General features: G+C 63.4%; 18 protein-coding genes. 10 read left to right on the top strand and 8 right to left on the bottom strand.

The window, feature by feature from the left end; genetic code table 11:
• Nucleotides 1-12: 12 nt before the first annotated feature.
• Together bamC and dapA are read right to left on the bottom strand one after the other, a co-directional pair.
• On the bottom strand, nt 13-1071 hold the full coding sequence (bamC, locus tag G3T16_RS16010; protein WP_197911705.1) for an outer membrane protein assembly factor BamC: 1059 nt from the start codon (nt 1069-1071) through the stop codon (nt 13-15).
• Nucleotides 1071-1943, bottom strand: a complete 873-nt coding sequence (gene dapA, locus G3T16_RS16005; protein WP_163496109.1) for a 4-hydroxy-tetrahydrodipicolinate synthase — start codon at nt 1941-1943, stop codon at nt 1071-1073. Before dapA ends, bamC begins: the two co-directional genes overlap by 1 nt.
• A gap of 179 nt (nt 1944-2122) precedes the next feature.
• Here dapA and G3T16_RS16000 point away from each other — a divergent pair, with 179 nt between their 5' ends.
• From G3T16_RS16000 to G3T16_RS15980, 5 genes are all read left to right on the top strand, one after another.
• Complete coding sequence (locus tag G3T16_RS16000; RefSeq protein ID WP_163496108.1) at nt 2123-2644, top strand: DUF3806 domain-containing protein; 522 nt, start codon at nt 2123-2125, stop codon at nt 2642-2644.
• 75 nt (nt 2645-2719) lie between these two features.
• Nucleotides 2720-3853, top strand: a complete 1134-nt coding sequence (locus G3T16_RS15995) for an MlaE family ABC transporter permease (RefSeq protein WP_163496107.1) — start codon at nt 2720-2722, stop codon at nt 3851-3853.
• A complete protein-coding gene (locus tag G3T16_RS15990; RefSeq protein ID WP_163496106.1) occupies nt 3853-4638 on the top strand; it encodes an ABC transporter ATP-binding protein in 786 nt (261 codons plus the stop codon). The genes G3T16_RS15995 and G3T16_RS15990 overlap by 1 nt, the downstream gene beginning before the upstream one ends.
• A complete protein-coding gene (locus G3T16_RS15985) occupies nt 4631-5602 on the top strand; it encodes an MlaD family protein (RefSeq protein WP_163496105.1) in 972 nt (323 codons plus the stop codon). Before G3T16_RS15990 ends, G3T16_RS15985 begins: the two co-directional genes overlap by 8 nt.
• Nucleotides 5599-6204 carry a PqiC family protein gene (locus G3T16_RS15980; RefSeq protein ID WP_163496104.1) on the top strand — a complete coding sequence of 202 codons (606 nt, stop codon included), beginning with the start codon at nt 5599-5601 and terminating at the stop codon, nt 6202-6204. The genes G3T16_RS15985 and G3T16_RS15980 overlap by 4 nt, the downstream gene beginning before the upstream one ends.
• Nucleotides 6205-6228: 24 nt before the next feature.
• Here the strand turns inward: G3T16_RS15980 and G3T16_RS15975 are convergent, their stop codons facing one another.
• Complete coding sequence (locus tag G3T16_RS15975) at nt 6229-7086, bottom strand: HpcH/HpaI aldolase/citrate lyase family protein (protein ID WP_163496103.1); 858 nt, start codon at nt 7084-7086, stop codon at nt 6229-6231.
• A gap of 174 nt (nt 7087-7260) precedes the next feature.
• Between G3T16_RS15975 and G3T16_RS15970 the strand changes: the two genes are divergently transcribed.
• The 5 genes from G3T16_RS15970 to G3T16_RS15950 all read left to right on the top strand — a co-directional run bounded on the left by G3T16_RS15970 (nt 7261) and on the right by G3T16_RS15950 (nt 17129).
• Nucleotides 7261-10407 (top strand): efflux RND transporter permease subunit, encoded by a 3147-nt coding sequence (locus tag G3T16_RS15970; RefSeq protein ID WP_163496102.1) that lies wholly within the window; start codon nt 7261-7263, stop codon nt 10405-10407.
• A 2-nt stretch (nt 10408-10409) separates the two neighbouring features.
• Nucleotides 10410-11744: an efflux RND transporter periplasmic adaptor subunit gene (locus G3T16_RS15965; RefSeq protein ID WP_163496101.1), complete on the top strand. Its 1335-nt coding sequence runs from the start codon at nt 10410-10412 to the stop codon at nt 11742-11744.
• Between the two features lie 72 nt (nt 11745-11816).
• A complete protein-coding gene (locus G3T16_RS15960; RefSeq protein WP_163496100.1) occupies nt 11817-12659 on the top strand; it encodes a mechanosensitive ion channel family protein in 843 nt (280 codons plus the stop codon).
• Between the two features lie 85 nt (nt 12660-12744).
• Nucleotides 12745-13998, top strand: coding sequence for an efflux RND transporter periplasmic adaptor subunit (locus G3T16_RS15955; protein WP_163496099.1), 1254 nt, complete (start codon nt 12745-12747; stop codon nt 13996-13998).
• Nucleotides 13995-17129: an efflux RND transporter permease subunit gene (locus G3T16_RS15950; protein ID WP_163496098.1), complete on the top strand. Its 3135-nt coding sequence runs from the start codon at nt 13995-13997 to the stop codon at nt 17127-17129. The genes G3T16_RS15955 and G3T16_RS15950 overlap by 4 nt, the downstream gene beginning before the upstream one ends.
• 23 nt (nt 17130-17152) lie before the next feature.
• Here the strand turns inward: G3T16_RS15950 and G3T16_RS15945 are convergent, their stop codons facing one another.
• The 5 genes from G3T16_RS15945 to arsC all read right to left on the bottom strand — a co-directional run bounded on the left by G3T16_RS15945 (nt 17153) and on the right by arsC (nt 21265).
• On the bottom strand, nt 17153-18025 hold the full coding sequence (locus tag G3T16_RS15945; RefSeq protein ID WP_163496097.1) for a dienelactone hydrolase family protein: 873 nt from the start codon (nt 18023-18025) through the stop codon (nt 17153-17155).
• 69 nt (nt 18026-18094) lie between these two features.
• The gene (gene sppA, locus G3T16_RS15940) at nt 18095-19933 is read right to left on the bottom strand and encodes a signal peptide peptidase SppA (RefSeq protein ID WP_163496096.1); all 1839 of its coding nucleotides are present in this window, start codon (nt 19931-19933) and stop codon (nt 18095-18097) included.
• The gene (locus G3T16_RS15935) at nt 19930-20319 is read right to left on the bottom strand and encodes a DUF2069 domain-containing protein (RefSeq protein WP_163496095.1); all 390 of its coding nucleotides are present in this window, start codon (nt 20317-20319) and stop codon (nt 19930-19932) included. The genes sppA and G3T16_RS15935 overlap by 4 nt, the downstream gene beginning before the upstream one ends.
• Nucleotides 20316-20915, bottom strand: coding sequence for an NAD(P)H:quinone oxidoreductase (gene wrbA / locus G3T16_RS15930; RefSeq protein ID WP_163496094.1), 600 nt, complete (start codon nt 20913-20915; stop codon nt 20316-20318). The genes G3T16_RS15935 and wrbA overlap by 4 nt, the downstream gene beginning before the upstream one ends.
• Nucleotides 20915-21265: an arsenate reductase (glutaredoxin) gene (gene arsC, locus G3T16_RS15925; RefSeq protein ID WP_163496093.1), complete on the bottom strand. Its 351-nt coding sequence runs from the start codon at nt 21263-21265 to the stop codon at nt 20915-20917. Before arsC ends, wrbA begins: the two co-directional genes overlap by 1 nt.
• Nucleotides 21266-21341 lie beyond the last annotated feature (76 nt).

The following is a 21341-nucleotide window of genomic DNA, read 5'->3' as shown; positions in this document are numbered from 1 at the left end:
GGCCCTACTACCTCAGTTGATATTGCCCTTGATCTGCGACAGCAGGGTCTGTTCTTCCTGCTTTTCCAGGGCCCGCCCCTGGTCATCCGGACGCAGCCGGATCGTGACCGCGCGTTCGCCCTCCCGGGCGACGCTCAGCAGGAAACCGCGCCCCACCAGCGGGTCGTCGTCGCCGCCGCCAAACAGCCGGGAAAACCAGCCCCGCTCCTCTTCCTCGTCGACACCGAGGTAGGTGACATAGTAGCTGCCGGCGCTGCGATCCCGATCCGTGATCTCGAAGGCAGAGTCTTCCAGTGCCTTGGCCAGTGACGCCCAGGCGCGGCTAAAGGGCAGCCCCAGACGGATATAGGTATAGCCCTCGTCGGCCTCTTCCAGCGCAATCTTGCCACTGGCGCTCATCGCGCGGTCCGCGATCATTGACACCGGTGCGGAATCGGTACTGTTGGCGATAAACTGGGCCACAGCCCGCAGCATCTCGCCCTCCTGCTCCACATTGTCCGACTGCTCCGGCCAGCGGTTGACATCACCGGCCTGATTCATTTGCAGGACATGCAACTCACTGCTGCCGCGCTGCACCCCCTGTTCTATCCGGAAGCGGAAACGCGAAGCCATGCTCTGGCCCTCCAGCTCCAGCCAGCCGCTGTCGATAAGACCGGCCTCGGCATCCGCCCGGGCAACCGGGATTCCCGCCGAATTCAGGAAGCCGCGGACCTGGGGCCACAACTGCCCCGGCGCAATCCCTACCAGGGCCCAGCTCTCCTCACCCAGGCTCTGGATGCGCACGACATCTTCTGCGGCCCCCGCCACCAGCGGGGTGGGCCGGGGCACCTCGAACTCACCCGCCATCACCACCTGCTCCCGGATGGGCGGTATCGGGTAGATTTCCTGCAGTGCGGCGCTGTCCTTGCCCTCGGGCACGTCGATGGGCGGCAGTTCGCGCGCATGTTTGTAGTCTTCCGAAGTGTCGCGGAAGACGCCGTCATCGCCGAACAAGTAGCCGCAGCCGCTGGCGCCCGCCAACATCGCGGTCATCAGCGCCGCCCGCGTGGTAACCGTGGTAATTCGCTTCATCAAATTGCTGCCGCCTCCAAAGCTGACAGGACCTGCGCGTGAAAGCGTTCGTCCAGTGGCGTCAAGGGTAACCGAATACCTGACTCAATCAAGCCGCGTTGCGCCATGGCCCACTTGACGGGAATCGGGTTGGCCTCCAGGAACAGGGCACGGTTGAGGGCGGACAGCCGTTCATTGAGTGCGCTGGCCTGATCGCGGTCGCCCGCCAGCGCGTACTGGCACAGCTGCGCCAACTGGCGCGGTGCGATATTCGCCGTCACCGAGACATTGCCGTGCCCACCCGCCAGCATCAGCTCCATCGCGGTGGGGTCGTCGCCGGAGTAGATCGCAAAGTCCTCCGGGCAGCGGGCCTTGAAGTCGCCCACCCGCGGCAGATCGCCGGTGGCATCCTTGATGCCTATGATATTGTCCAGTGCGGCCAGCCGCACCACCGTGTCATTGTCCATGTCGACCGCGGTACGCCCGGGGACATTGTACAGAATCTGGGGGATAGCCACGGCGGCGGCGATGGCCTTGAAATGCTCGAACAGACCCCGCTGGGAGGGGCGGTTGTAGTAGGGTGTTACCAACAGGCAGGCGTCGGCACCATTGCGGGCTGCGACGTTGGTCAGCTCGATGGCTTCGCGGGTGGAGTTGGCGCCGGTGCCGGCAAGGACCGGGATCCGGCCGCGCACGTACCGGACGCAGTGACGGATCACCTCCAGGTGCTCCGGGACGCTGAGCGTGGCGCTTTCGCCGGTGGTGCCCACGGCGACTATGGCGCTGGTACCCGCAGCGATATGCAGGTCCAGCAGGCGTTCGAGACTCTCCCAGTCCAGGCTGTCGTCGGGGTGCATGGGCGTGACAAGCGCGACAATGCTGCCGGTAATCATGAAAAATCTCCAGAAATGTGGCGGCCACGTGCCACCGCCAGATGACGCCGTGAGGAAAGTGGGCAATTATCCATGCCGGAGGACGGATGACAACCTGATTGCAGTAAAATGAACTGCGGCGAAATTGGGAAGTCCCAGTAACACGACACCAGCTGCATCAAACGCGCGAGGAGTATAGCATGAGCAACGGAATTTCACTGCCGTGGATCGCGATACCTGTCGCGGCAATCTGCCTGCTGTCGTTGCTGGCGGCCCCCGCGTCCGCCCAGGTCAATGTGGAGATCGGCGAGCTGTCCTACCTGGATCGCCAGTACATGAGCCAGCAACGCAGCAACCTGGAGGACATCACCCGGCGTCATTTCGGCACCGGCTTCAATGGCGAAAAGGCGCACGATCTGGAGCTGTTGCAGCGAATTCTGGATCGGGGCCTGGTCCGCTCCACCCAGACGGCGGAGCTGCAGGCCATGGGCATGGTGCTGGGCGATCTGCTGGCCGATGAACTGGACATGCACTGGGTCGTCTATGAAGACCGCCAGGGTCGCAGCCGGGCCCTGCGCTACCGCGATACAGACAACTACCTGTTTCCGGTGACGATGATCTCCCGGCGGCGGGAAGCGGGCAATGAAACCTCCGTGGAAGACATCTACCAGAAAGCCTACGACGAGATTGCACCAGTGCGCGAACGCCTGCCTTTCCAGTGAACCGACGGTAAGCTGACTGGCGTTTGCCAATTGCAGCGTTTAGACTCGGGGCCATTCCCCGGCACCTGAGGCTGCATGAGCGATCACCCTCCCGCTTTCGAGCTGCGCTGCGACGACAGCGCCCGGGCCGCGCAACTGTCGTTGCGCGGTGACTGGGTGCAGGGACAGGCGGTACCCGATTTTCCGGACTTGCGCTCACAACTCAATGCCTCGGCAGCCCGGCGGGTGGTGCTGGACGGTCAGGACCTGGGCCGGCGCGACTCCCTGTTGATGGCCTTCCTGCTGCAATGCCACAACTATTGTCGCGAATACGATATCGCGCTGGATACCGCAGCGTTGCCGGACAATGTGCAGCGGCTGCTGGCCATAGCCACGGCGGTGCCGCCTCACCAGCCCCCCACCGTCAACCGCCGTCACTGGTGGCAGGCGGGCAACCCGGCCCGCCTGGTGCATGATCTGCTGGATGATATTCGTGCCTCCATCGGTTTCTTTGGCGCCGTCTGCCTCGCGCTGCTGGCGCTGGTCCGCGGCAGATCCAACACCCGCTTCACGGATTTCCGCCAGTTCTGCTACCAGGCCGGGCCCGATGCCTTCGCCATCATCAGTCTGACCAGTATCCTGGTCGGGATGATTCTCGCCTACCTGGGCGCCGTTCAACTGCAGCAGTTTGGCGCCGGGATCTACGTCGCCGACCTGGTTGTGATCGGGCTGCTGCGGGAAATGGGTGTGCTGATGACGGCAGTGGTCATGGCGGGACGCACCGGGGCCGCCTACGCTGCCCAGCTGGGCACCATGCAGGCCAATGAAGAGATCGATGCCATCAGGACCATGGGGGTGTCACCTATAGAATTCCTGGTGACGCCCCGCATTCTGGCATTGATGGTGATGATGCCGCTGCTGGTAGTCTATGCCAACCTGCTGGGCATTGCCGGCGGGGCCATCGTCTCCGGCGGCATGGGTATCTCGCTGCTGCAGTACATGAACCAGGCCGCGGCCGCGGTCACCCTGCCCCACATCGCGGTGGGCCTGCTCAAGAGCGTGGTGTTCGCGGGGTTGATCGCGCTGGCGGGCTGCCGCTCCGGCATCCAGTCGGGACGCGATTCCGCCGCAGTGGGACAGGCCGCCACCGAAGCTGTGGTGACCGCGCTGGTGTACCTGATCGTCGCCGACGCGGCGATCAATATCCTGTTCCAGCACCTGGATATCTGATGGCACCCGTCACGCCTGAAGCCCACATCGAGGTGCGCGGATTGACCATGGCATTCGGGACCCGGGTCATCCAGCAGGAGCTCGACTTCACCATCTACCGCGGCGACATTTTCGTGATCATGGGCGGCAGTGGCTGTGGCAAGAGCACCCTGCTGAAGCACATGCTGGGGCTGCTGGAGCCCGCGGCCGGAGAAATCCTCTACGACGGCAGCAGTTTTACCCGGGCCGGCAGCGCAGGGCGTGACGCGATGCGCCGCGGCTGGGGCATTACCTTTCAGTCGGGCGGCCTGTTCGGGGCGATGACCCTGGGCCAGAACGTGGGTCTGCCGCTGCAGCTCTACACCGGCTACAGCGCAGCGGAAATCGCCGAGGTCGTCAACTACAAGCTGTCCCTGGTGGGACTGGGCGGTTTCCAGGGATACTATCCGGCAGAGCTCAGCGGCGGGATGCGCAAGCGCGCCGCGCTGGCCCGGGCCATTGCGCTGGACCCCGACATCCTGTTCTTCGACGAGCCGTCGGCGGGCCTGGACCCGATCAGCTCGCGCCTGCTGGATGACTTGATCGTGCAACTGAAGGAGTCGATGGGCGCCACCGTGGTGATGGTTACCCACGAACTGCCCAGCATCTTCGACATCGCCACCAACTCGGTATACCTGGATGCCGACACCCGCACCATGATCGGTTACGGCGATCCCCGGCAATTGCGGGATCACAGTGAGCAGGCGATTGTGCGACAATTCCTGTCACGCTCCCCAGCGCCCCCGGAGGGGTCAGCCAGTGAATGACGAACACGCCCACAGCGTCGCGATCGGCGGCTTCATCATCGGTGCGCTGCTGATAGCACTTGTCACCGTTCTGTTTGTGCTGGGTTCCGGCCTGGGCCGCGACCGCGACCGCGTGGTGATGGTGTTCGACGGTTCCATCAAGGGTCTCTCCATCGGCGCGCCGGTTGCGCTGCGGGGTGTTGAGATCGGCCAGGTCACCAACATCAACCTGATCCTGGACAGCGACCAGTTCAACCTGATCATGCTGGTGGAAGCTGAAATTTCCCACGACAGTATCCAGTATCCCGGCGACTCGGCGGACAACATGATGGATCTGATGATAGACCGCGGCCTGCGGGCGCAGCTGAACCTGCAGAGCCTGTTGACCGGATTGCTGTACGTACAGCTGGACTTCCACCCCGACACACCGGTACACCTGAGTCGGATCGACAGTGAATATACCCAGATTCCGACGATACCCACCGGCCTGGAGAAATTCACCCGCCAAATCGAATCGCTGGATATCGCCCAGATCGCCACTGATCTGCAGGATATCGCCGCGGGTATCAACCAGGTCGTCAATCAGGAGGCTTTTCGCGAACTGCCTACAGAACTGGGCAACACCCTGAGTTCGATACAGGATCTGACCGGGGAGCTGCACGGCACTGTCGCCGCCACCCGGCCCCGCCTGGACGGCCTGCTGCGGGAGGCGGAAACCCTTGTGGGCAGCGCCGGCACAGAGCTGCCGCGGCTGTCCGGAATTCTGGAGCAGAACCTGACCACGCTGGCGGCCGCCGCCGGCGCCTTCGAGCAGACCATGCAGGAAATCGACGGCCTGGTCTCCTCCGACTCGGCCACCACCTATCAGCTCAACAAGGCGCTGCGGGAACTGGCCCTGGCCGGGCGCTCGCTGCAATTGCTGGCAAAGACCCTGGAAGAGCAGCCCGAATCGCTGCTGCGGGGCAAAAGCGGGGACCGGCCATGACTTTTCACAAGCACACGCTGGCCTGCTGCGTCCTGGCGCTACTGCTGGTGGGCTGTGGCAGCTCACCGCGCAACAATTATTATGTCCTGAGCGCAGAGACCCAGGCGCCCTCCGGTAACCAGGAACCCTCGCTGGGAATCGGCCCGGTCGAGATCCCCGAGTACCTCAATCGCAACAGCCTGGTCTACCGCGACGGCAGCAACCAGTTGCTGATCGCCAGCTTCGAGCGCTGGGCCGAGCCGCTGGCAGACGGGATCCAGCGGGTGCTGGGGCTCAACCTGTCCGCTGAATTGGGCACCCAGAATATCCGGCCCCACCCCTGGCCGCGCGACGACAATCCCGGCTATGCGATCGCGTTGTGGATTCTGTCCCTTGACGTCAGCGGACAACAGGCCGAACTGGTCGCCGAATGGCGGGTCAGCCGGCCCGGCGAGAGCAGCAGTCTGGCGCGGCGGATCACCCGTTTGTCCCGCAAGCTGCCGGCCGCCGACTGGCAGGGAGATGACGCCGCGGCAGCGTACAGCCTGCTGTTGCAGTCGCTGAGCGCGGAGATCGCGACCGTGATTCGCGACGCGGAAGCGGACGCTACCGCCACCAACTGAGCAGAACCCGGAGGCCGGCCGGCACTACCCGCCAGGCCGGGCCTGCTCGGCCATGGCCAGTACCCGCCGGGCCTCGTCCACGTGCATGGTCTCGATCAGCTTGCCATCGAGCACCGCGACACCCTTGCCGTCGGCAGCGGCAGTTTCCCAGCAGTCCAGCAGACGCCGGGCATGTTCCATCGCCGCGGCATCGGGCCCGAAGACCGCATTGGCGACCGCGATCTGGCGCGGGTGGATAAGGGTCTTGCCGTCAAAGCCCAGCGCCCGGCCCTGCTCGCAGACCTGCCGCAGACCCGGTTCATCCTCAAGATCCAGATACACGCCATCGAGTGCCGCCACCCCGGCCAGGCGCGCAGCGAGCACGCAGCGCCCCAGCGCATAGTGCAGGCCGCGCCGCAGCGGGTCCGTCGGCAGGCGCAGCTGTGCAGCCAGGTCAGTGGTCCCCATCACCAGCGCTGTTACCCCGCCGTAGCCCGCTATGGCCTCCACATTGGCGACCCCGGCCGGGGTTTCGATCATCGGCCACAGTGCCATATCGGACCGTTGCAGCGACTGCAGCAGCGCGGAGAACTCCTGCAGCTGCTCCACGGCCTCCACCTTGGGGAGACACAGGGTATTGACCGGGCTGCGAGCCAGCGCCTGCAGGTCCGCCCGGCCCCAGGGGCTGGCCAGCGCATTGCAACGTGCCACCAGCTGGCGTCGGCCATAGCCCCCTGTGGCCAGCTGCGTCAGCAGTTGCTCGCGGGCGCTGTCTTTCATCGCCGGCGCCACTGCGTCCTCCAGGTCGAACACCACCGCATCCACCGGCAGGGACCGGGCCTTGTCCATGGCCCTGACATTGGCTGCGGGCATGTACAGGACCGAACGCAGAAGCCTGTTCATGGGTTGTTCTCCTCGTTCACACGGCGCGCGTTGACGCGATTTTGATGAAGCGGACTATAGCATCCCGCTGTCGGGCCGGGACGAGACGGACACAGAAAATTCCGCCCGGGAGTTGCAGCTTGCCGGTTTAGTGATATAGTTATGTATAACACCATATCAATCTGAGCTACCGTTATGCCCTCAGCGCCAACCGAACAAGCCGGAGCCCATTCCCTGATAGGCAGCTTCACCCGTCACCCGCTGGCGGCGAATCTGTTGATGATCCTGCTGATCCTGGCTGGCTTCTGGGCCATACGCCAGCTCACGGTACAGCTCAATCCCGGACAGCCCGCTACCACCGTTGAGGTGCTGCTGAGCTGGCCCGGCGCGGCGGCGGAGGATATCGAAAAGCTGGTGACCCAACCGGTGGAGTACCAGTTGCGGGGCCTGCAAAACCTGCGCAGCATGACTTCCACCACCCAGGACAGCAGCACCCGCCTCGAGTTGCAGTTTGTCGCCGGCACCAATATGGGGGAGGCCCTGGACCGGGTAAAGCAGCAGTTTGACCAGGCACGCGATCTGCCCCCGGACCTTGAGCCCGCTGCTATCCGACTGGCCGAGCGGTTGGAAACCATCGCCGCAATCCTGCTGTCAGGGCCGGGGCCGCTCGCAGAGCTGATACCGCTGGCGCACCAGATCGAGCGCGAACTGATGGCCCGCGGGGCAGATCATGTGGAATTCAGAGGCATCCCGAAGGAGGAAATCGCTATCCAGATCGACAGTCAGACCCTGTTCGAACTGGGGGTGCCGCTGCATGAGATCGCGGCGCAGATACTGGCGAACAGCCGCGACATGGCTGCCGGCAGTGTGGGCGGCGGGCAGCTGACACGCCAGCTGCGCAGCCTGGACCAGCGCCGCAGCAGCCAGGGCTTCGCTACATTGCCGGTGTCCCTGGGCGAGGACGGTCCGCTGACCTACCTGGGCAATATAGCGCTGATAGAGCGCCGCCAGCAAGACGACCAGCGCCTGCTGTATCACGATGGCGAGGCCGCCATCATGATCCGGCTGCGGCGCAGCCCCGGGTCGGATGTGATGGAGCAGGCCGACATTCTGCGCCAGTGGCATGCAGAGCGCGCGCCAGTGCTCGCCCAGCAGGGCATCGAGGCCACGGTGTGGCTGGAAGTCTGGCGCTTCGCCCGGGATACACTGATGCTGGTAGTGAACAACGGTATCAGCGGCATGTTCCTGGTGGTCGCCACCCTGTTCCTGTTCCTCAATACCCGGGTCGCCGCCTGGGTCACGCTGGGTATCCCGATCTCCTTCCTGGGGGCGCTGGCGGTGTTTTATTTTCTGGGCGGCTCCATCAACTTCATCAGTCTGATCGGCGCGGTAATGGCGCTGGGCATCGTGGTGGACGACGCCATCGTGGTCGGCGAACATGCCCTGGCCCGGTTCGAGAACGGGGCCAGCCCCGAAGATGCCGCCGCGCTCGGCGCCCGGCGCATGTTTGCACCGGTGCTGGCTTCCTCGCTCACCACCCTGGCAGCCTTCCTGCCATTGCTTGTGATCGAGGATGCCTTTATCCGGGAAATCCCGTTGCTGATGGTGTGCGTGATCATCGCTTCACTGGTGGAGTGCTTTCTGATCATGCCGGGACATTTGCGGCACAGCTTCGCACGTATGCGTCAGCGTCGCCCGGGACGCTTCCGGCAGCGCTTCGACCAGGGTTTCAAGAACCTGGTGGAGCGCCGGTTCCTGCCCTTTATCAGCGTCGCACTGGACAATCGCCGTGCGGTGCTGGGCTTTGCCATCGGCGCCTTCGTTGTGGCCCTGGCACTGCTGGTCAGCGGCCGCGTGAAAACCGAACTGAGCATGCAGGTGGAATTCGAATTTGCCGATGTCCACCTGCAGTTTGCACCGGGCGTCACGCAAGCCGACAAGAATGAAGTCCTCGGCGAGCTGGAGCAGGCCCTGCTCGACACCAATGAGGCCCTGGGCGGCGACGTGATCGTCACCCATATCCGCAACAGCAACTGGGCCCAACTGGAACAGCAGGCCCGCAGCGGCAGCCAGTACGCCGCCATCGAGGTGGAGCTGGTATCACCCGAGCGGCGGGCGGTCACGCTGCAGGAGTTCACCGATGCCTGGCGGCAGCGAGTCAGCCCGGACCCGCGGGTGGAAATCATGGAATTCTCCTCCGGCGAGGACAGCTGGCCCGACCTGCAGCTGTACCTGAGCGGTGGCGACCTGCCGACACTGAAAGCCGCGGCGGAAGACCTGGGCCGCAGCCTGGCCAGTTACCCGGGCATCATCAATGTGTTTGACGACCTGCCCTATGGCAGCGAGCAATGGCTGTTCCAGCTTACTACCGAGGGTCGCGCCGCCGGCCTCACCAGCAGCGGCATCGGCCGCCAGCTGCAGGCAGCCTTCCATGGCGAACGCATCCAGTTGTTTACCGAGAACGACACCGAACTGGAGGTGCGGGTTTCGCTGCCGGCTGAAGAGCGGCTGCAGGCGGGAGGAATTGACCAGCTGCCCATCACTACGCCTTCCGGTGCGGTACTGCCGCTGGCCAGCGTCGCCAGCATGAGCGCCCAGCGCGGTATCGAGCGCATCAATCACCGCAATGGTCTGCGCGTGGTGAACGTCTACGCCAATATCAACCGCCGCATCAACACGCCAATGGCGGTGATCGCCGACCTCGAGGCCAATGTGATTCCGGCACTGGTACAGCGCTACGGCATCAGCTACGGCCTGGGTGAACGCTCCGACGAAGAGGCTCAGGTACTGGCTGACATGCTGCTGGGAGCGATCATGGCACTGCTGCTTATCTACCTGATCCTGGCCTGGATGTTCGCTTCCTGGAGCTGGCCGCTGGCGGTGATGGTGGCCATTCCGCTGGGGCTGACCGGCGCGCTCGCAGGCCTCCAGATCATGGACCTGAACCTCGGTTCAATGGCTATCATGGGATTGTTTACGCTGACCGGCGTCATCATCAACGACTCCATCATCCTGATTACCGCCTACAAGGGACACAAAGAGGCGGGGTTGGACAGCGATGCCGCCATGCTGCAGGCCTGCCGCGAGCGTCTGCGTCCCGTGCTGCTGACCTCGGTGACCACCACCCTGGGGCTGGCGCCGATGATGCTGGAGAGCTCACCGATGGGTGAGGCCATGGCGCCGCTGGCGGTAGTGATCTGCTTCGGCCTGCTCTACGGCACCACCCTCATTCTGGTCACCATACCTGCGCTGCTGTCATTGCTGGACCGCCGCCGCGCGGTCGCGACTACCGGCATCACCAGCCCGGACGAACTGCCTGCCACTCTTCCAGAAGGATTGTGAACATGTCCCTGCTATCTGTTTTCGCGCCGCTGCACAGGCTCCGTCCACGGGCGCTGAGCCACAAGAACAAATTACTGCTGGCAGCCGCGCTGGTGACAGCTACCGCGACCACGGCACTACTGGCCACAGCACCCCGGCACGATCCCAGCGTGGTCGAGGAAAAAGTCTGGCCGGTCAGTGCGGTGGCCGTGGAGCGCAGTTACGAAGCGCCCGAGCTGCAGCTGTTCGGGCGGGTCGAAACACCTCGCCACGCCCGTATCAGCAGCGCTGTTGGCGCCGAGGTAATACGGGTCCATGTGTCGGAGGGACAGCAGGTACGCGCCGGCGATCCGCTGGTGTCACTCGATGCCGAGGAACAGGAGCTGCAGTTGCGCCAGCGCGAAGCCGAACTGATGGAAAGCGAATCATCGCTGGCCGCGCTGGAGCACGACTTCGCAACCGAGTTGGAGGTTCTGGAACACATGCAGCACTTGTTGGCCTTGACCAGGGCCAAGGCAGAGCGGCTGCAAACACTGTACGGCAAACAGCTCATCGCCACCGAACAGCTCGAAAACATTCAGCAGGAGGTTGCCCGCCAGGGCATTGAAGTGGCGCGCCAGCAGGCTCTGGTAAACAAGCATCCACAACGCCTGCGCACCGCCCGGGCCGAACTGCAACGGGCCCGGGCGCGCTACGATGACCAGCAGCGCAAACTGGACCAAACCGAGTTGCGCGCTCCCTTCGACGGCCGTATCTCCGGCCTCAGTGCCGCTCCCGGAGACAGAATTCAGGCCGGCGCAACCTTGCTGAGCCTGTATGACAATCAGGCCCTGCAGTTGCGCGTGCCGCTGCCCACCGCCGCAGCAGCCACGCTGAAGCAGGCGCTGCAGCGGGGAGACACTATCACAGCCACACTCGCAGCGGGCCAGGGCAGCGCCGAGCTGCTGCAACTGGCCAGCGAGATCGAACGCGGTGCGAGCGGCGGGGTTGCTATCTTCGCCCTGCCTTCCGGCTCCGGTGCAATGCTGGAACTGGGCAAGGCGGTGGACCTGAGGGTCCGTCTGCCCGAAGTCGGTCCGGTACTGGCACTGCCGATGCAGAGTCTGTACGAGAACCGGCGTATCTATCTGGTACAGGGTGAACGTCTGCAGGGCGTTGATGTAGCACCATTGGGAACCCGCCACAACGCACTGGATGAACTGGAAGTCCTGATCGATGCCACGGCGTTGCCGGCCAGTACCCGAGTGCTGAGCAGCGACCTACCCGCTGCCAGCTCGGGCCTGCGCGTCGAGGTGGTCAATGCCCGGGAACCCGGCATCGCCGCCTCCACCGACGGACCGGCCTCGCCCGCGGGCTGAAAACCGCACCTGCAAACCGGCCGGGCTTGCGGTATATTGAACTCCTTTTCAGGGAAGCGGGAGTAAAAAATCATGCTGGACAATCTGGATCTGGACCCTACCCTTGTGCTGCACAGCTACCTCATCCCCTGGGGAACGCGGATACTGCTCGCACTCGCGATCTTCTATGTCGGCCGGATAGCAGTCAGCGTGATATGCGGCCTGGTGGAAAAACTGATGCACTCGCGGCGGATGGATGAGGTCCTGATGCGTTTCCTGGGGACAATCCTGCGCTGCTTGTTGCTGCTGTTCGTCATCATCGCGTCGCTCAGCCAGCTCGGCATCGATACCACCTCCCTGGTCGCCCTGTTGGCCGCGGCAGGTCTGGCCATCGGCCTGTCGCTGCAGGGCTCGCTGTCCAACCTCGCCGCGGGCGTACTGCTGATCACCTTCCGCCCCTTTACCAAGGGGGATTTTGTCGAGGCTGGCAACGCCATGGGAGTGGTCGACAGCATCAGTATCTTTACCACCACCATGACCACTCCGGACAACAAGGAAGTGATCATTCCCAACAGTGCGATCCTCGGCAACAACATCACCAATTTTTCCGCCCGTTCGACCCGCCGCGTGGACATGGTATTCAGGGTTTCCTATGGCGATGACCTGCGTCAGGCCAGGCAGCTGCTGGAGGAAATCATAGCCGCCGACGACCGCGTACTGGCCGATCCGCCGCCCCAGGTCGTGGTCGGGGAACTGGCCGACTCCAGCGTCAATTTCCTGGTCCGGCCCTGGGTGCAGTCGGCCGATTACTGGCCTGTACTTTGGGATACCACCGAGGCCGTGAAGCTGAAATTCGATGAGGCAGGCATCACCATTCCGTTCCCGCAGATGGAAATCAGCATGCCCCGGCAGGACGAGGAAGCCACTGCCGAATGACAAGTTTTTAACAGCTTGGGGCAATGACAATGTGGTAGGCTTGCACGCTTCGTTGGTTGCTCACCCGGGACTGGTAAAAAAAACAGTGGCTTCCGTCAAACGCCAAATCGCGGTATCCGTGGGTCTGCTGGCAGCAGCGGCAACCATCACCTGGCTGCTCTACGAGGCCAGGCCCGCGAGCGAAACCACCGAACCGGTCTATGTGCCGGTGACCGTCGACGTGGTGGAAGCCGTGCCGGAAACCATCCGGATCCCGATCCAGGCCCAGGGCACCGTGTCTCCATTGCAACAGACCGCTGTAGTTGCGGAAGTCGAGGGCCGAATTGTCGAGGTCGCCGAGGCATTCAATGTCGGCGGCTTCGTCAAGGCCGGCGAGATCATGCTGCGCATAGATCCCCGCGATTACGAAACTGCTCTGGCGCGCGCCCAGGCGGCTCTCAAGTCAGCGGAAAGCACACTGCTGCAGGAACAGGGCCAGGCTGAAGTCGCGCTGCAGGAGTGGCGCAAGCTGCCTGCGGGAAGTCAGCGCAGCGAACAGGCCAGCGACCTGTACCTGCGCAAGCCTCAACTGGCGCAGGCCCAGGCGCAACTGCTCGCGGCCACCGCGGACGTGAAGACAGCGCAAGACGACCTGGACCGCAGCATCGTGCGGGCCCCCTACGACGCACTGATCCGCAGCAAGGACAGTGAGCTGGGCCAGTACGTATCCCGCGGCGCCATCCTGGCCGAGGTCGTATCGGTCGATTTTGCCGAGGTTCGCCTGCCGATACCCCAGTCACGGCTGGCCTACATGGACCTGCCCGGCATCCGCAGTCCGGCGGGAGAGACCCCGATAGACCTGTACACCCAGGTCAATGGCGAACAGACCCATTGGACCGGCACCCTGCACCGCAGCGAAGGCGTCTTCGACGAGCGTTCACGGGTCCTGTTTGCGGTGGCCAGAATCCAGGATCCCTATGGTCTGGACAGCCCCGGCCAGATGCCACTGCGGATCGGCACTTTTGTCAATGCTGATATCGCCGGCAAGCCAATGCCGGACCTGGTGGCGCTGCCTCGCCATGTCCTGCGCGCCGGGGACACGGTGCCGGTGGTGGACAGCGCCAACCGGGTCAGCTACCGGAAGATATCCACGTTGCGCACCGGCGGTGACCTGGTGTATGTCGCGGCCGGTCTCGATGACGGCGACCTGGTTATCCTGACCTCGCTGGAGCGCAACCTGACCGGAGCGGAAGTCAGGGTAGTGTCGCAGATCGGCAGCGACGAGCTGCGGCAGCGGCTTACCGGGCCGGGCCAGCCGCAGGACTTCGAGAGCCCGGATCCCGCGGTCACCGCGAGATGAACCCGCAGCGGCACAAGGGCATAATCGCCTGGTTTGCCCACAATCCCGTCGCCGCCAACCTGCTGATGGTGATGATCCTCGTGGTAGGCCTGGGCTCGGCCTTTAGCATTCAGCGGGCGATGTTCCCGGTGTTCGACATCAATTTCATCATGATCAACATGTCCTACCCCGGCGCAGCCCCGGAGGAAGTCGAACAGGGCATCGTGCTGAAGATAGAAGAGGCCATCAATGATGTCGACGGGATCAAGCGGGTAGAGTCCGATGCCCTCGAATCCCATGCAGTAGTCCGGGTGGAGCCACTGGATGGTGCGGACATGTCAATGCTGCTGGACGACCTCAAGAACCGTATCGATGCAATCCAGCACTTTCCCGAGAACGCTGAACGACCGATCATCAGTCAGCCCGAGTTGCTGTTCCCCGCGCTGACCCTGCAGCTGTCAGGCGAGTTGGACGAGCGCGGCATGAAGTCCCTCGCGGACGAGATTCGCCGCGAACTGCTTGCCCTGCCCGAGGTATCGGCTGCCGAGGTCGTAGGGGCGCGCGACTACGAGATAGCGGTGGAGATCTCTGAACAACAGCTGCGTGAATACCACCTTAGCCTGGGCGAGGTGGCCGACATCATCGCCCGCTCCTCACTGGATCTGCCCGCCGGCTCAGTGCGCACACTGCAGGGCGATATCCTGCTGCGCACACTGGGGCAGGCCTATGTCCAACAGGATTTCGAATCGATTGTGTTGCGCAGCTGGCCCGACGGTACCCGATTGCTGCTGGGCGACATCGCCACGGTCGCGGATGGTTTTGAGGAGACCCGCGGTTTCTCCCGGTTCAACGGCCACTATTCGCTGGGTATCCAGGTGTTCTCGATGGGCGACCAGGACATCATCGATACCGCCGAAGTCACCCGTCAGTGGGTGGCGGCAAAACAGGCGCAGCTGCCGGCGGCGGTGACGCTGGAAATCTGGTCGGACATCACCTACTACCTGGAGGGCAGGCTGGGCATGATGCTGAAGAACCTGGCCATGGGTGCGCTGCTGGTCTTCATCGTGCTGGCGCTGTTCCTCGAAATCAAGCTCGCCTTCTGGGTCATGCTGGGCATACCGGTCTGCTTTCTCGGCGCCATGGCGATGATCAATACGCCCTATATCCACGCCAGCCTCAACATGATCAGCATCTTCGGGTTTATCCTGGTGCTGGGTATCGTGGTGGACGACGCAATTATCATGGGCGAGAGTGCCTACGCAGAACAGGAGCGCCATGGGCGCAGTATTGACAGTGTGATTGATGGCGTGCAGAAGGTGGCCACACCGGCGACTTTCGGGGTGCTCACCACGATTGTGGCTTTCGCCCCCACCCTGTTCATCGACGGCGTGTTCGCGGCCCTGCCCGCGGCCTGCGGCTGGGTAGTCATCCTCTGCCTGATGTTTTCGTTGATCGAATCCAAGTGGATACTGCCCGCCCATCTCGCCCACAGCAGCGCCACCCGCAGCCGGCTGTTGCTGTCGGTGGATGCGGTGCAGGAACGGATCAACCGGCGCCTCAGGCATTTCGTCGAAACCCGCTACAGTCCGTTCATGCAGCGCTGCGTCCACTATCGCTATCTCACCTTCGCCAGCTTCGTGGCGCTGTTCATCCTCTGTACCGGCCTGCTGGCAGGCGGTGTGGTCCGCACCGTTATCGCACCGGACGTTCCCGGCGAATTCATCGGTGTCGAATTGAAGATGACCGAGGGCACAGCGGAAGAACGGACCGTGGCCGCAATAGAATCCATCGTCGCTGCGCTGGACCAGGTGGAGCGCGACTACCACCGCGAAACAGGAAACCAGGAGCCGTTGGTGAAGCACGTATTCGCCTATGGTAGCGACCGGATCAGTGGCGGGGTCGATATCGAACTGAGCAAGGAAGACCAGCGCGAGATCAATACGCGGGCGATAGAAAGCCGCTTGCGCGAGGCGGTGGGCACCATCCATGGGGTCGAGGTACTGTCCATCAGCACCGACAACGGTCCCAGCTTCGGGCCGGCCGTCGCCTTCGACCTGATGCACAGCGATTTCAATATGCTGCGCAGTGCGGCAGATGAGCTGGAACAGGCCCTGCGCCGGTACAACGGATTGTTCGATATTCGCAATGGCGCCAGCAACACCGCTGACGAATTTCACCTGGATATCCTGCCGGAAGCGGAGTCCCTGGGCCTGAGCCGAGCCGACCTTGCCAACCAGGTTCGGCATGCCTTCTACGGCGCCGAGGCGCAGCGGATACAGCGCGGTATCGATGAAATCAAGGTGATGGTGCGCTATCCACGTGCGGACCGCGAGACCATCAGCAGCCTGGACAGCATGTATATCCGTACCCCCGAGGGTGACGAGGTGCCCTTCAATACCGTGGCCAGGCTGGAGGTCAAGCAGGGCCTGCTGAAGGTGACGCATATCAACTATCAGCGCGCGGTGGAGGTGACTGCCGAGGCGGACAATACTCTGGTCGAACCGGCCCGGGTAATCGCCGAAATCGAACAGACGGTAATGCCCGACCTGCTGGCCAAATACCCCGGGCTCAGTTACAGCCTGTCAGGCCTCGCGGACGAGGAGGAGAAAATGGTGACCAGCATGGTGATCGGCTTTGCGCTCGCACTGTTCGGTATCTACGCCCTGCTGGCAATCCCCACTCGCTCCTATCTGCAGCCTCTGATTATCATGGGCGTGATCCCGTTCGGCGTGATAGGCGCCATCGTCGGCCACTGGATGACCGGCTATCCATTGAGCATGATGTCCATGATGGGAGTGATCGCGCTGAGCGGCGTGGTGGTCAACGACAGCCTGATCCTGGTGGATCACATCAATACCGCGGTCAAAAGCGGTTTGGACGAGTTGCGCGCAGTGGCGGAAGCGGGTACCCGCCGCTTCCGGGCCATCCTGCTGACTTCCCTGACCACCTTCTTCGGGCTGGCACCGATGCTGCTGGAACGCAGCGCCCAGGCCCAGGCAATCGTGCCGATGGCGGTGTCACTGGCCTTTGGCATCGTGTTTGCGACCGTCATTACCCTGCTGCTGGTCCCCTGTCTGTACATGATCCTGCTGGATCTGCGCAACTGGCGTGAACAGCGGGCCGGGCTGGACGCAGCCACATCCGCACACTGAAGCCGCCGGCCCGTGCCGGTTGTTCAGGCCAGCTGCCGGTCAAACAGCGCCAGCAAGCGGGCCCAGGCCTTCTCTGCCTGAACTTCGTTGTACACCTGCGAATCCGGCGGACACCAGCCGTGCATCGCCCCTTCATATACTTCAATTTCCGCTGGCAGATCTGCTTTGGCAAAGGCTTCTTTCAATATCACTTTCGCCTCGGGGTCTCGCGCATCGTCGTTTTCCGCGATGGCTATCAAAAACCCGGCCTGCATTTGCGGAATGAGCAGATGAGGACTGTCCTCGCCCTCAGTCACCAGCCCGCCGCCATGGAAGGAGGCCGCCGCGGCAATTCTCTCGGGGACGGCAGCCGCTGTACGCATGACAATGGGGCCGCCCATGCAATAGCCTGTGGTACCGATCTTACGCCCGGTGTCCACGGCGGATTGCCTGTCCAAGTGGTCCACCAGGGCCTTGGCGTCGCGCATGTTGGTTGCGGGGCTCAGACTCTGCGCCAGTGGCTGCACCGTATTGCGAATGTTTTCGTCTGCATAACTGGCACCGGGTGGTACCACGGGAGCGGCCTGATTGCGGTAGTAGGGGTTGACCACCAGCACCGAGTAGCCTGATTCGGCCAGGCGTTTTCCCATCTGCCGAAAGGCCGGCCGCAGGCCCAGGATATCCGGCCATACAATAACGCCGGGGTGTTTACCCTCGGCGGGATGGACAAAATAGGCGTCCGCGTTGCCATCCGGGGTTGCAATGCTGACCTCGCTCTCCACCACCGGCACGGCGTTAGCGCTACCCGGCAGATACAGGGCAAGACCGCTGACCGCGGCCATGGCGCCGAATTGCCGCCGGCTAATGCCTTTCCTGCGATAGTTGTCGTTGTCCTGTTGGGTCAAGTCATCACACATGGCAGGTCTCCCTCGGCTGGCCGCAGCGTATCTGGCTGGTCAGTCTCAGTCTAGCACGTGACTTCGGTGCTATTGCACCAGGCTGCAGCTCACGCAGCGCATATACAGGTGGCCCGGGTCTTTCAGATCGGCCAGGGCCCGCGCCGCGCCGGTAATTGGCCGCAGCAGTTGCTGCAGCGAACTGCTATCGGACAGCAGCGCCAGGTTTGCGCCGCCGGAAGTCAGCTTCTGCAGCAGCATGTCCCGGGCCGACATCGGTTGTTGCAGATAGTCCACCCGATAGTTGTCCAGTCCTGCCAGCACTGCGGCCGAGGCGATTGCATCCCCCAGCGAACCCAGCTGATCCACCAGTCCCAGACGCTGGGCATCGATTGCGCTCCAGACCCTGCCCTCGGCCAACGCTTCCACCTCTTCCATCTCCAGCTCGCGTCCTTCGGCCACCAGACCGAGGAAATTGCGATAAGTGAACTCGACCGTACTGGCCAGCGAGGCCGCCAGTTGCGGATTCAATGGCCGGTCAAAGCGCAGCGAACCCGCCAGCGAGGTGGTACCCACACCGTCGGTGTGGATGCCGGCACGGTCCAGCAACTGCTCGAAGGTCGGAAATGCGGCAAACACCCCGATGCTGCCGGTCAGGGTGGCGGGCGTGGCCCAGATTTCATCGGCCTCCGCCGCGATATAGTAACCCCCGGAGGCGGCCACCGCACCCATTGAAACCACTACCGGCAGGCCTTGTTCGCGGACATCCGCAACGGCCTGGCGGATAATCTCGGAGGCAAATACGCTACCGCCACCACTGTTCACCCGCAATACAATCGCGCCCACATCTTCCTGTTCCGCTGTTTCGAGCAACAGGCGCGACAATGAATCACCGCCGATGCTGCCGGGGGGCTGCTCGCCAGGCAGGATGTTGCCCTCGGCAGTGACTACCGCGACCCGCGGGGCCGTGGCTGCCGGCTGCAGCAGCGGCCGCTGACGGGCCGCATAGCGCTCAAACTGTACCGCTTCGTAGAAGCCCTCGTCATCCGCGGCGCCCACCAGTCCGATCAGGTAGTCGTTGGCATCCGGCCGCGACATCAACTTGTCGACCAGCCCCTGCTCCAGTGCCAGCCGGGCACTGTCGCCACCCACCGCAGTCAGACGGGTCGCGTAGTTGTTGATGTAGGCATCGATCGCGCCGCCGGTCAGGCCGCGGCGCTGCTCCACCAGGCCGGTATACAGACCCCAGAGCTGATCCAGCCAGCGTGCGGTAATGCGTTTTTCCTGTTCCGACATGTCGTTGCGCAAAAACGGTTCCGCCATGGATTTGTGTTCGCCGGCCTTGAACACATGCATCGACACCGACAACTTCTCCAGAGCCTCGCGGAAGTGATTGCGGTAACTGGCGAACCCTTCCAGCGGCACCGCTCCCATCGGGTGCAGCAACAATTCATCCGCCTGGCTGGCCAGCAGGTACTGGTCCTGGGTGAAATAGTTGCCCAGCGCCAGCACTGGCTTGCCGCTGGCCTTGAACACGGCCAGCGCTTCGGCAATCTCCAGGTGCTTGCTCAAGCCGGCGGCCACCAGAAGATCCAGTTCCATCACCAGCGCGGTAATCGCCGGGTCATCCGCGGCATAGCGGATCGAGTCGAGAACATCCCGCAACAACACCTCATTGTCCGCCGGTGACGGGTCGCCTACCAGGGCCTGCAGTGGCGGTGTCGGGGTCTTCTCTTCCACCAGGATGCCGGCGGGATTCAGCAGCAGTGCCGTCTGGGCCGGCATCGGTTGCTGCCGGTCGCCAAACAATACCAGGTAAACCAATACCAGCACGGCCAGAAACAGCAGGTTGGAGAGCGCCAGACGCAACCACGTGAGGGTGCGCCAAAACCCGGAGAACAGGCGGCGCGGCAGGGAGGGCTTGGTCATAAAGAGGCTCCGGAAGTATCGATGGGCGGCTGACGCAACTCCCGCGCGCGCCAGCGCACGTAAAGCATCGCGCTACAGAACAGGGTGACCACAGCGACCAGTCCCAGCCAGGCCAGCGCCTGGCCGGGCAGCGCGAACACGCGCTCCACCAACGCAATGAAGTACAGCAGGCAAATAAAACACAGCCAGATATAACTGCGCAGGCTGTCCCTCAGCAGGCCGGGCACAAACACCAGCAGGGGCAGCAGCTTGCCCAACCAGATTATCCACGGCAACTGGGTCAGCAGCGCATCCGTGAGCTGCTGCAGCAACAACAACACCCAGCACAGCCAGACCAGGTACCAGACCCGGAGGCTGGCGCCGCTGCGCACGGGCCGCGAACTCATCGCGCCAGTCCCGCCGCCAGCCGGGCGACACGCTTGCCCAGGGCACGGCACAGGCCGGCTTCCTGCTCCTGCAGAGGATGATTGTTGTCCGCCCCCGCCCAATGGGAGGCCCCGTAGGGCGTACCGCCAGCGGTACTGGTCATCAGTCCGGCTTCGCTGTAGGGCAGCCCCACCAGCACCATTCCGTGATGCAGCAGCGGCAACATCATGCTCAGCAGTGTGCTCTCCTGGCCGCCGTGCAGACTGGAGGTGGAGGTAAAGACAGCGGCGGGCTTGTCGATCAGGGCCCCACTGAGCCACAGGCCCGAACTCTGATCCAGGAAATACTTGAGCGGCGAGGCCATGTTGCCGAACCGGGTCGGGCTGCCCAGCACCAGGCCGGCACAGTCGCGCAGATCATCGAGTTCGCAGTAGAGCGGCCCGTCCGCCGGTATCTCGTCCTCGGTCTGCTCGCAGGCGGCGGAGATCGCCGGCACAGTACGCAGCCGTGCGCCGATGCCGGCCACGGTTTCCACTCCCCGAGCCACCTGACGGGCCATCGCGCCAGTGGCTCCGTGACGGCTGTAATACAGCACCAGCACAAAGGGGCTGGACATCAGTCCAGCAACTCCAGCACCTTCTCCGGCGGCCGGCCCAGCACGGCCCGCTGACCGCGGACCACCACCGGCCGCTCGATCAGCTGGGGAAATTCGGCCATTGCCTGCAGGATCTGTTGCTCACTGCTGTCGGCATCGAGCCCTGCCTGGCCACAGGCACTCTCGCCGCGTCGCAGCAGGGCCGATGCCGGCAAGTCCAGCTGTTGCAGCAGGCGTTTCAGGGTCGCGGCCGAGGGTGGATCGTCCAGATACCGCACAACGACCGGCTCCACACCGTGCTCCTGCAACAGTTTGAGGGCGGTGCGGGATTTGGAGCAACGCGGATTATGGTAGATGACAAACTCACTCACGGCAGGATCCTGGCTGAAAATAGCGTTCCATTATAGCAAAAGCCACATCACAAAGTTGTGGCTGGGGGGCCAGCTT

This window comes from Kineobactrum salinum (assembly GCF_010669285.1).
Classification (GTDB): domain Bacteria; phylum Pseudomonadota; class Gammaproteobacteria; order Pseudomonadales; family Halieaceae; genus Kineobactrum; species Kineobactrum salinum.
Note: the sequence above shows the minus strand (reverse complement) of the source record. Positions and strands in the feature narration are given on the sequence as shown.

Bases quoted from the DNA above. Each gene is read 5' to 3' on its own strand.
- G3T16_RS15980 (WP_163496104.1), top strand. From the start codon at position 5,599: ATGACTTTTCACAAGCACACGCTGGCCTGCTGCGTCCTGGCGCTACTG.
- wrbA (WP_163496094.1), bottom strand. From the start codon at position 20,915: ATGTCCAGCCCCTTTGTGCTGGTGCTGTATTACAGCCGTCACGGAGCC.
- G3T16_RS15990 (WP_163496106.1), top strand. From the start codon at position 3,853: ATGGCACCCGTCACGCCTGAAGCCCACATCGAGGTGCGCGGATTGACC.
- G3T16_RS15945 (WP_163496097.1), bottom strand. From the start codon at position 18,025: ATGTGTGATGACTTGACCCAACAGGACAACGACAACTATCGCAGGAAA.
- G3T16_RS15965 (WP_163496101.1), top strand. From the start codon at position 10,410: ATGTCCCTGCTATCTGTTTTCGCGCCGCTGCACAGGCTCCGTCCACGG.
- G3T16_RS15935 (WP_163496095.1), bottom strand. From the start codon at position 20,319: ATGAGTTCGCGGCCCGTGCGCAGCGGCGCCAGCCTCCGGGTCTGGTAC.
- sppA (WP_163496096.1), bottom strand. From the start codon at position 19,933: ATGACCAAGCCCTCCCTGCCGCGCCGCCTGTTCTCCGGGTTTTGGCGC.
- G3T16_RS15975 (WP_163496103.1), bottom strand. From the start codon at position 7,086: ATGAACAGGCTTCTGCGTTCGGTCCTGTACATGCCCGCAGCCAATGTC.
- G3T16_RS15970 (WP_163496102.1), top strand. From the start codon at position 7,261: ATGCCCTCAGCGCCAACCGAACAAGCCGGAGCCCATTCCCTGATAGGC.
- G3T16_RS15995 (WP_163496107.1), top strand. From the start codon at position 2,720: ATGAGCGATCACCCTCCCGCTTTCGAGCTGCGCTGCGACGACAGCGCC.
- G3T16_RS16000 (WP_163496108.1), top strand. From the start codon at position 2,123: ATGAGCAACGGAATTTCACTGCCGTGGATCGCGATACCTGTCGCGGCA.
- bamC (WP_197911705.1), bottom strand. From the start codon at position 1,071: ATGAAGCGAATTACCACGGTTACCACGCGGGCGGCGCTGATGACCGCG.
- G3T16_RS15950 (WP_163496098.1), top strand. From the start codon at position 13,995: ATGAACCCGCAGCGGCACAAGGGCATAATCGCCTGGTTTGCCCACAAT.
- G3T16_RS15960 (WP_163496100.1), top strand. From the start codon at position 11,817: ATGCTGGACAATCTGGATCTGGACCCTACCCTTGTGCTGCACAGCTAC.
- dapA (WP_163496109.1), bottom strand. From the start codon at position 1,943: ATGATTACCGGCAGCATTGTCGCGCTTGTCACGCCCATGCACCCCGAC.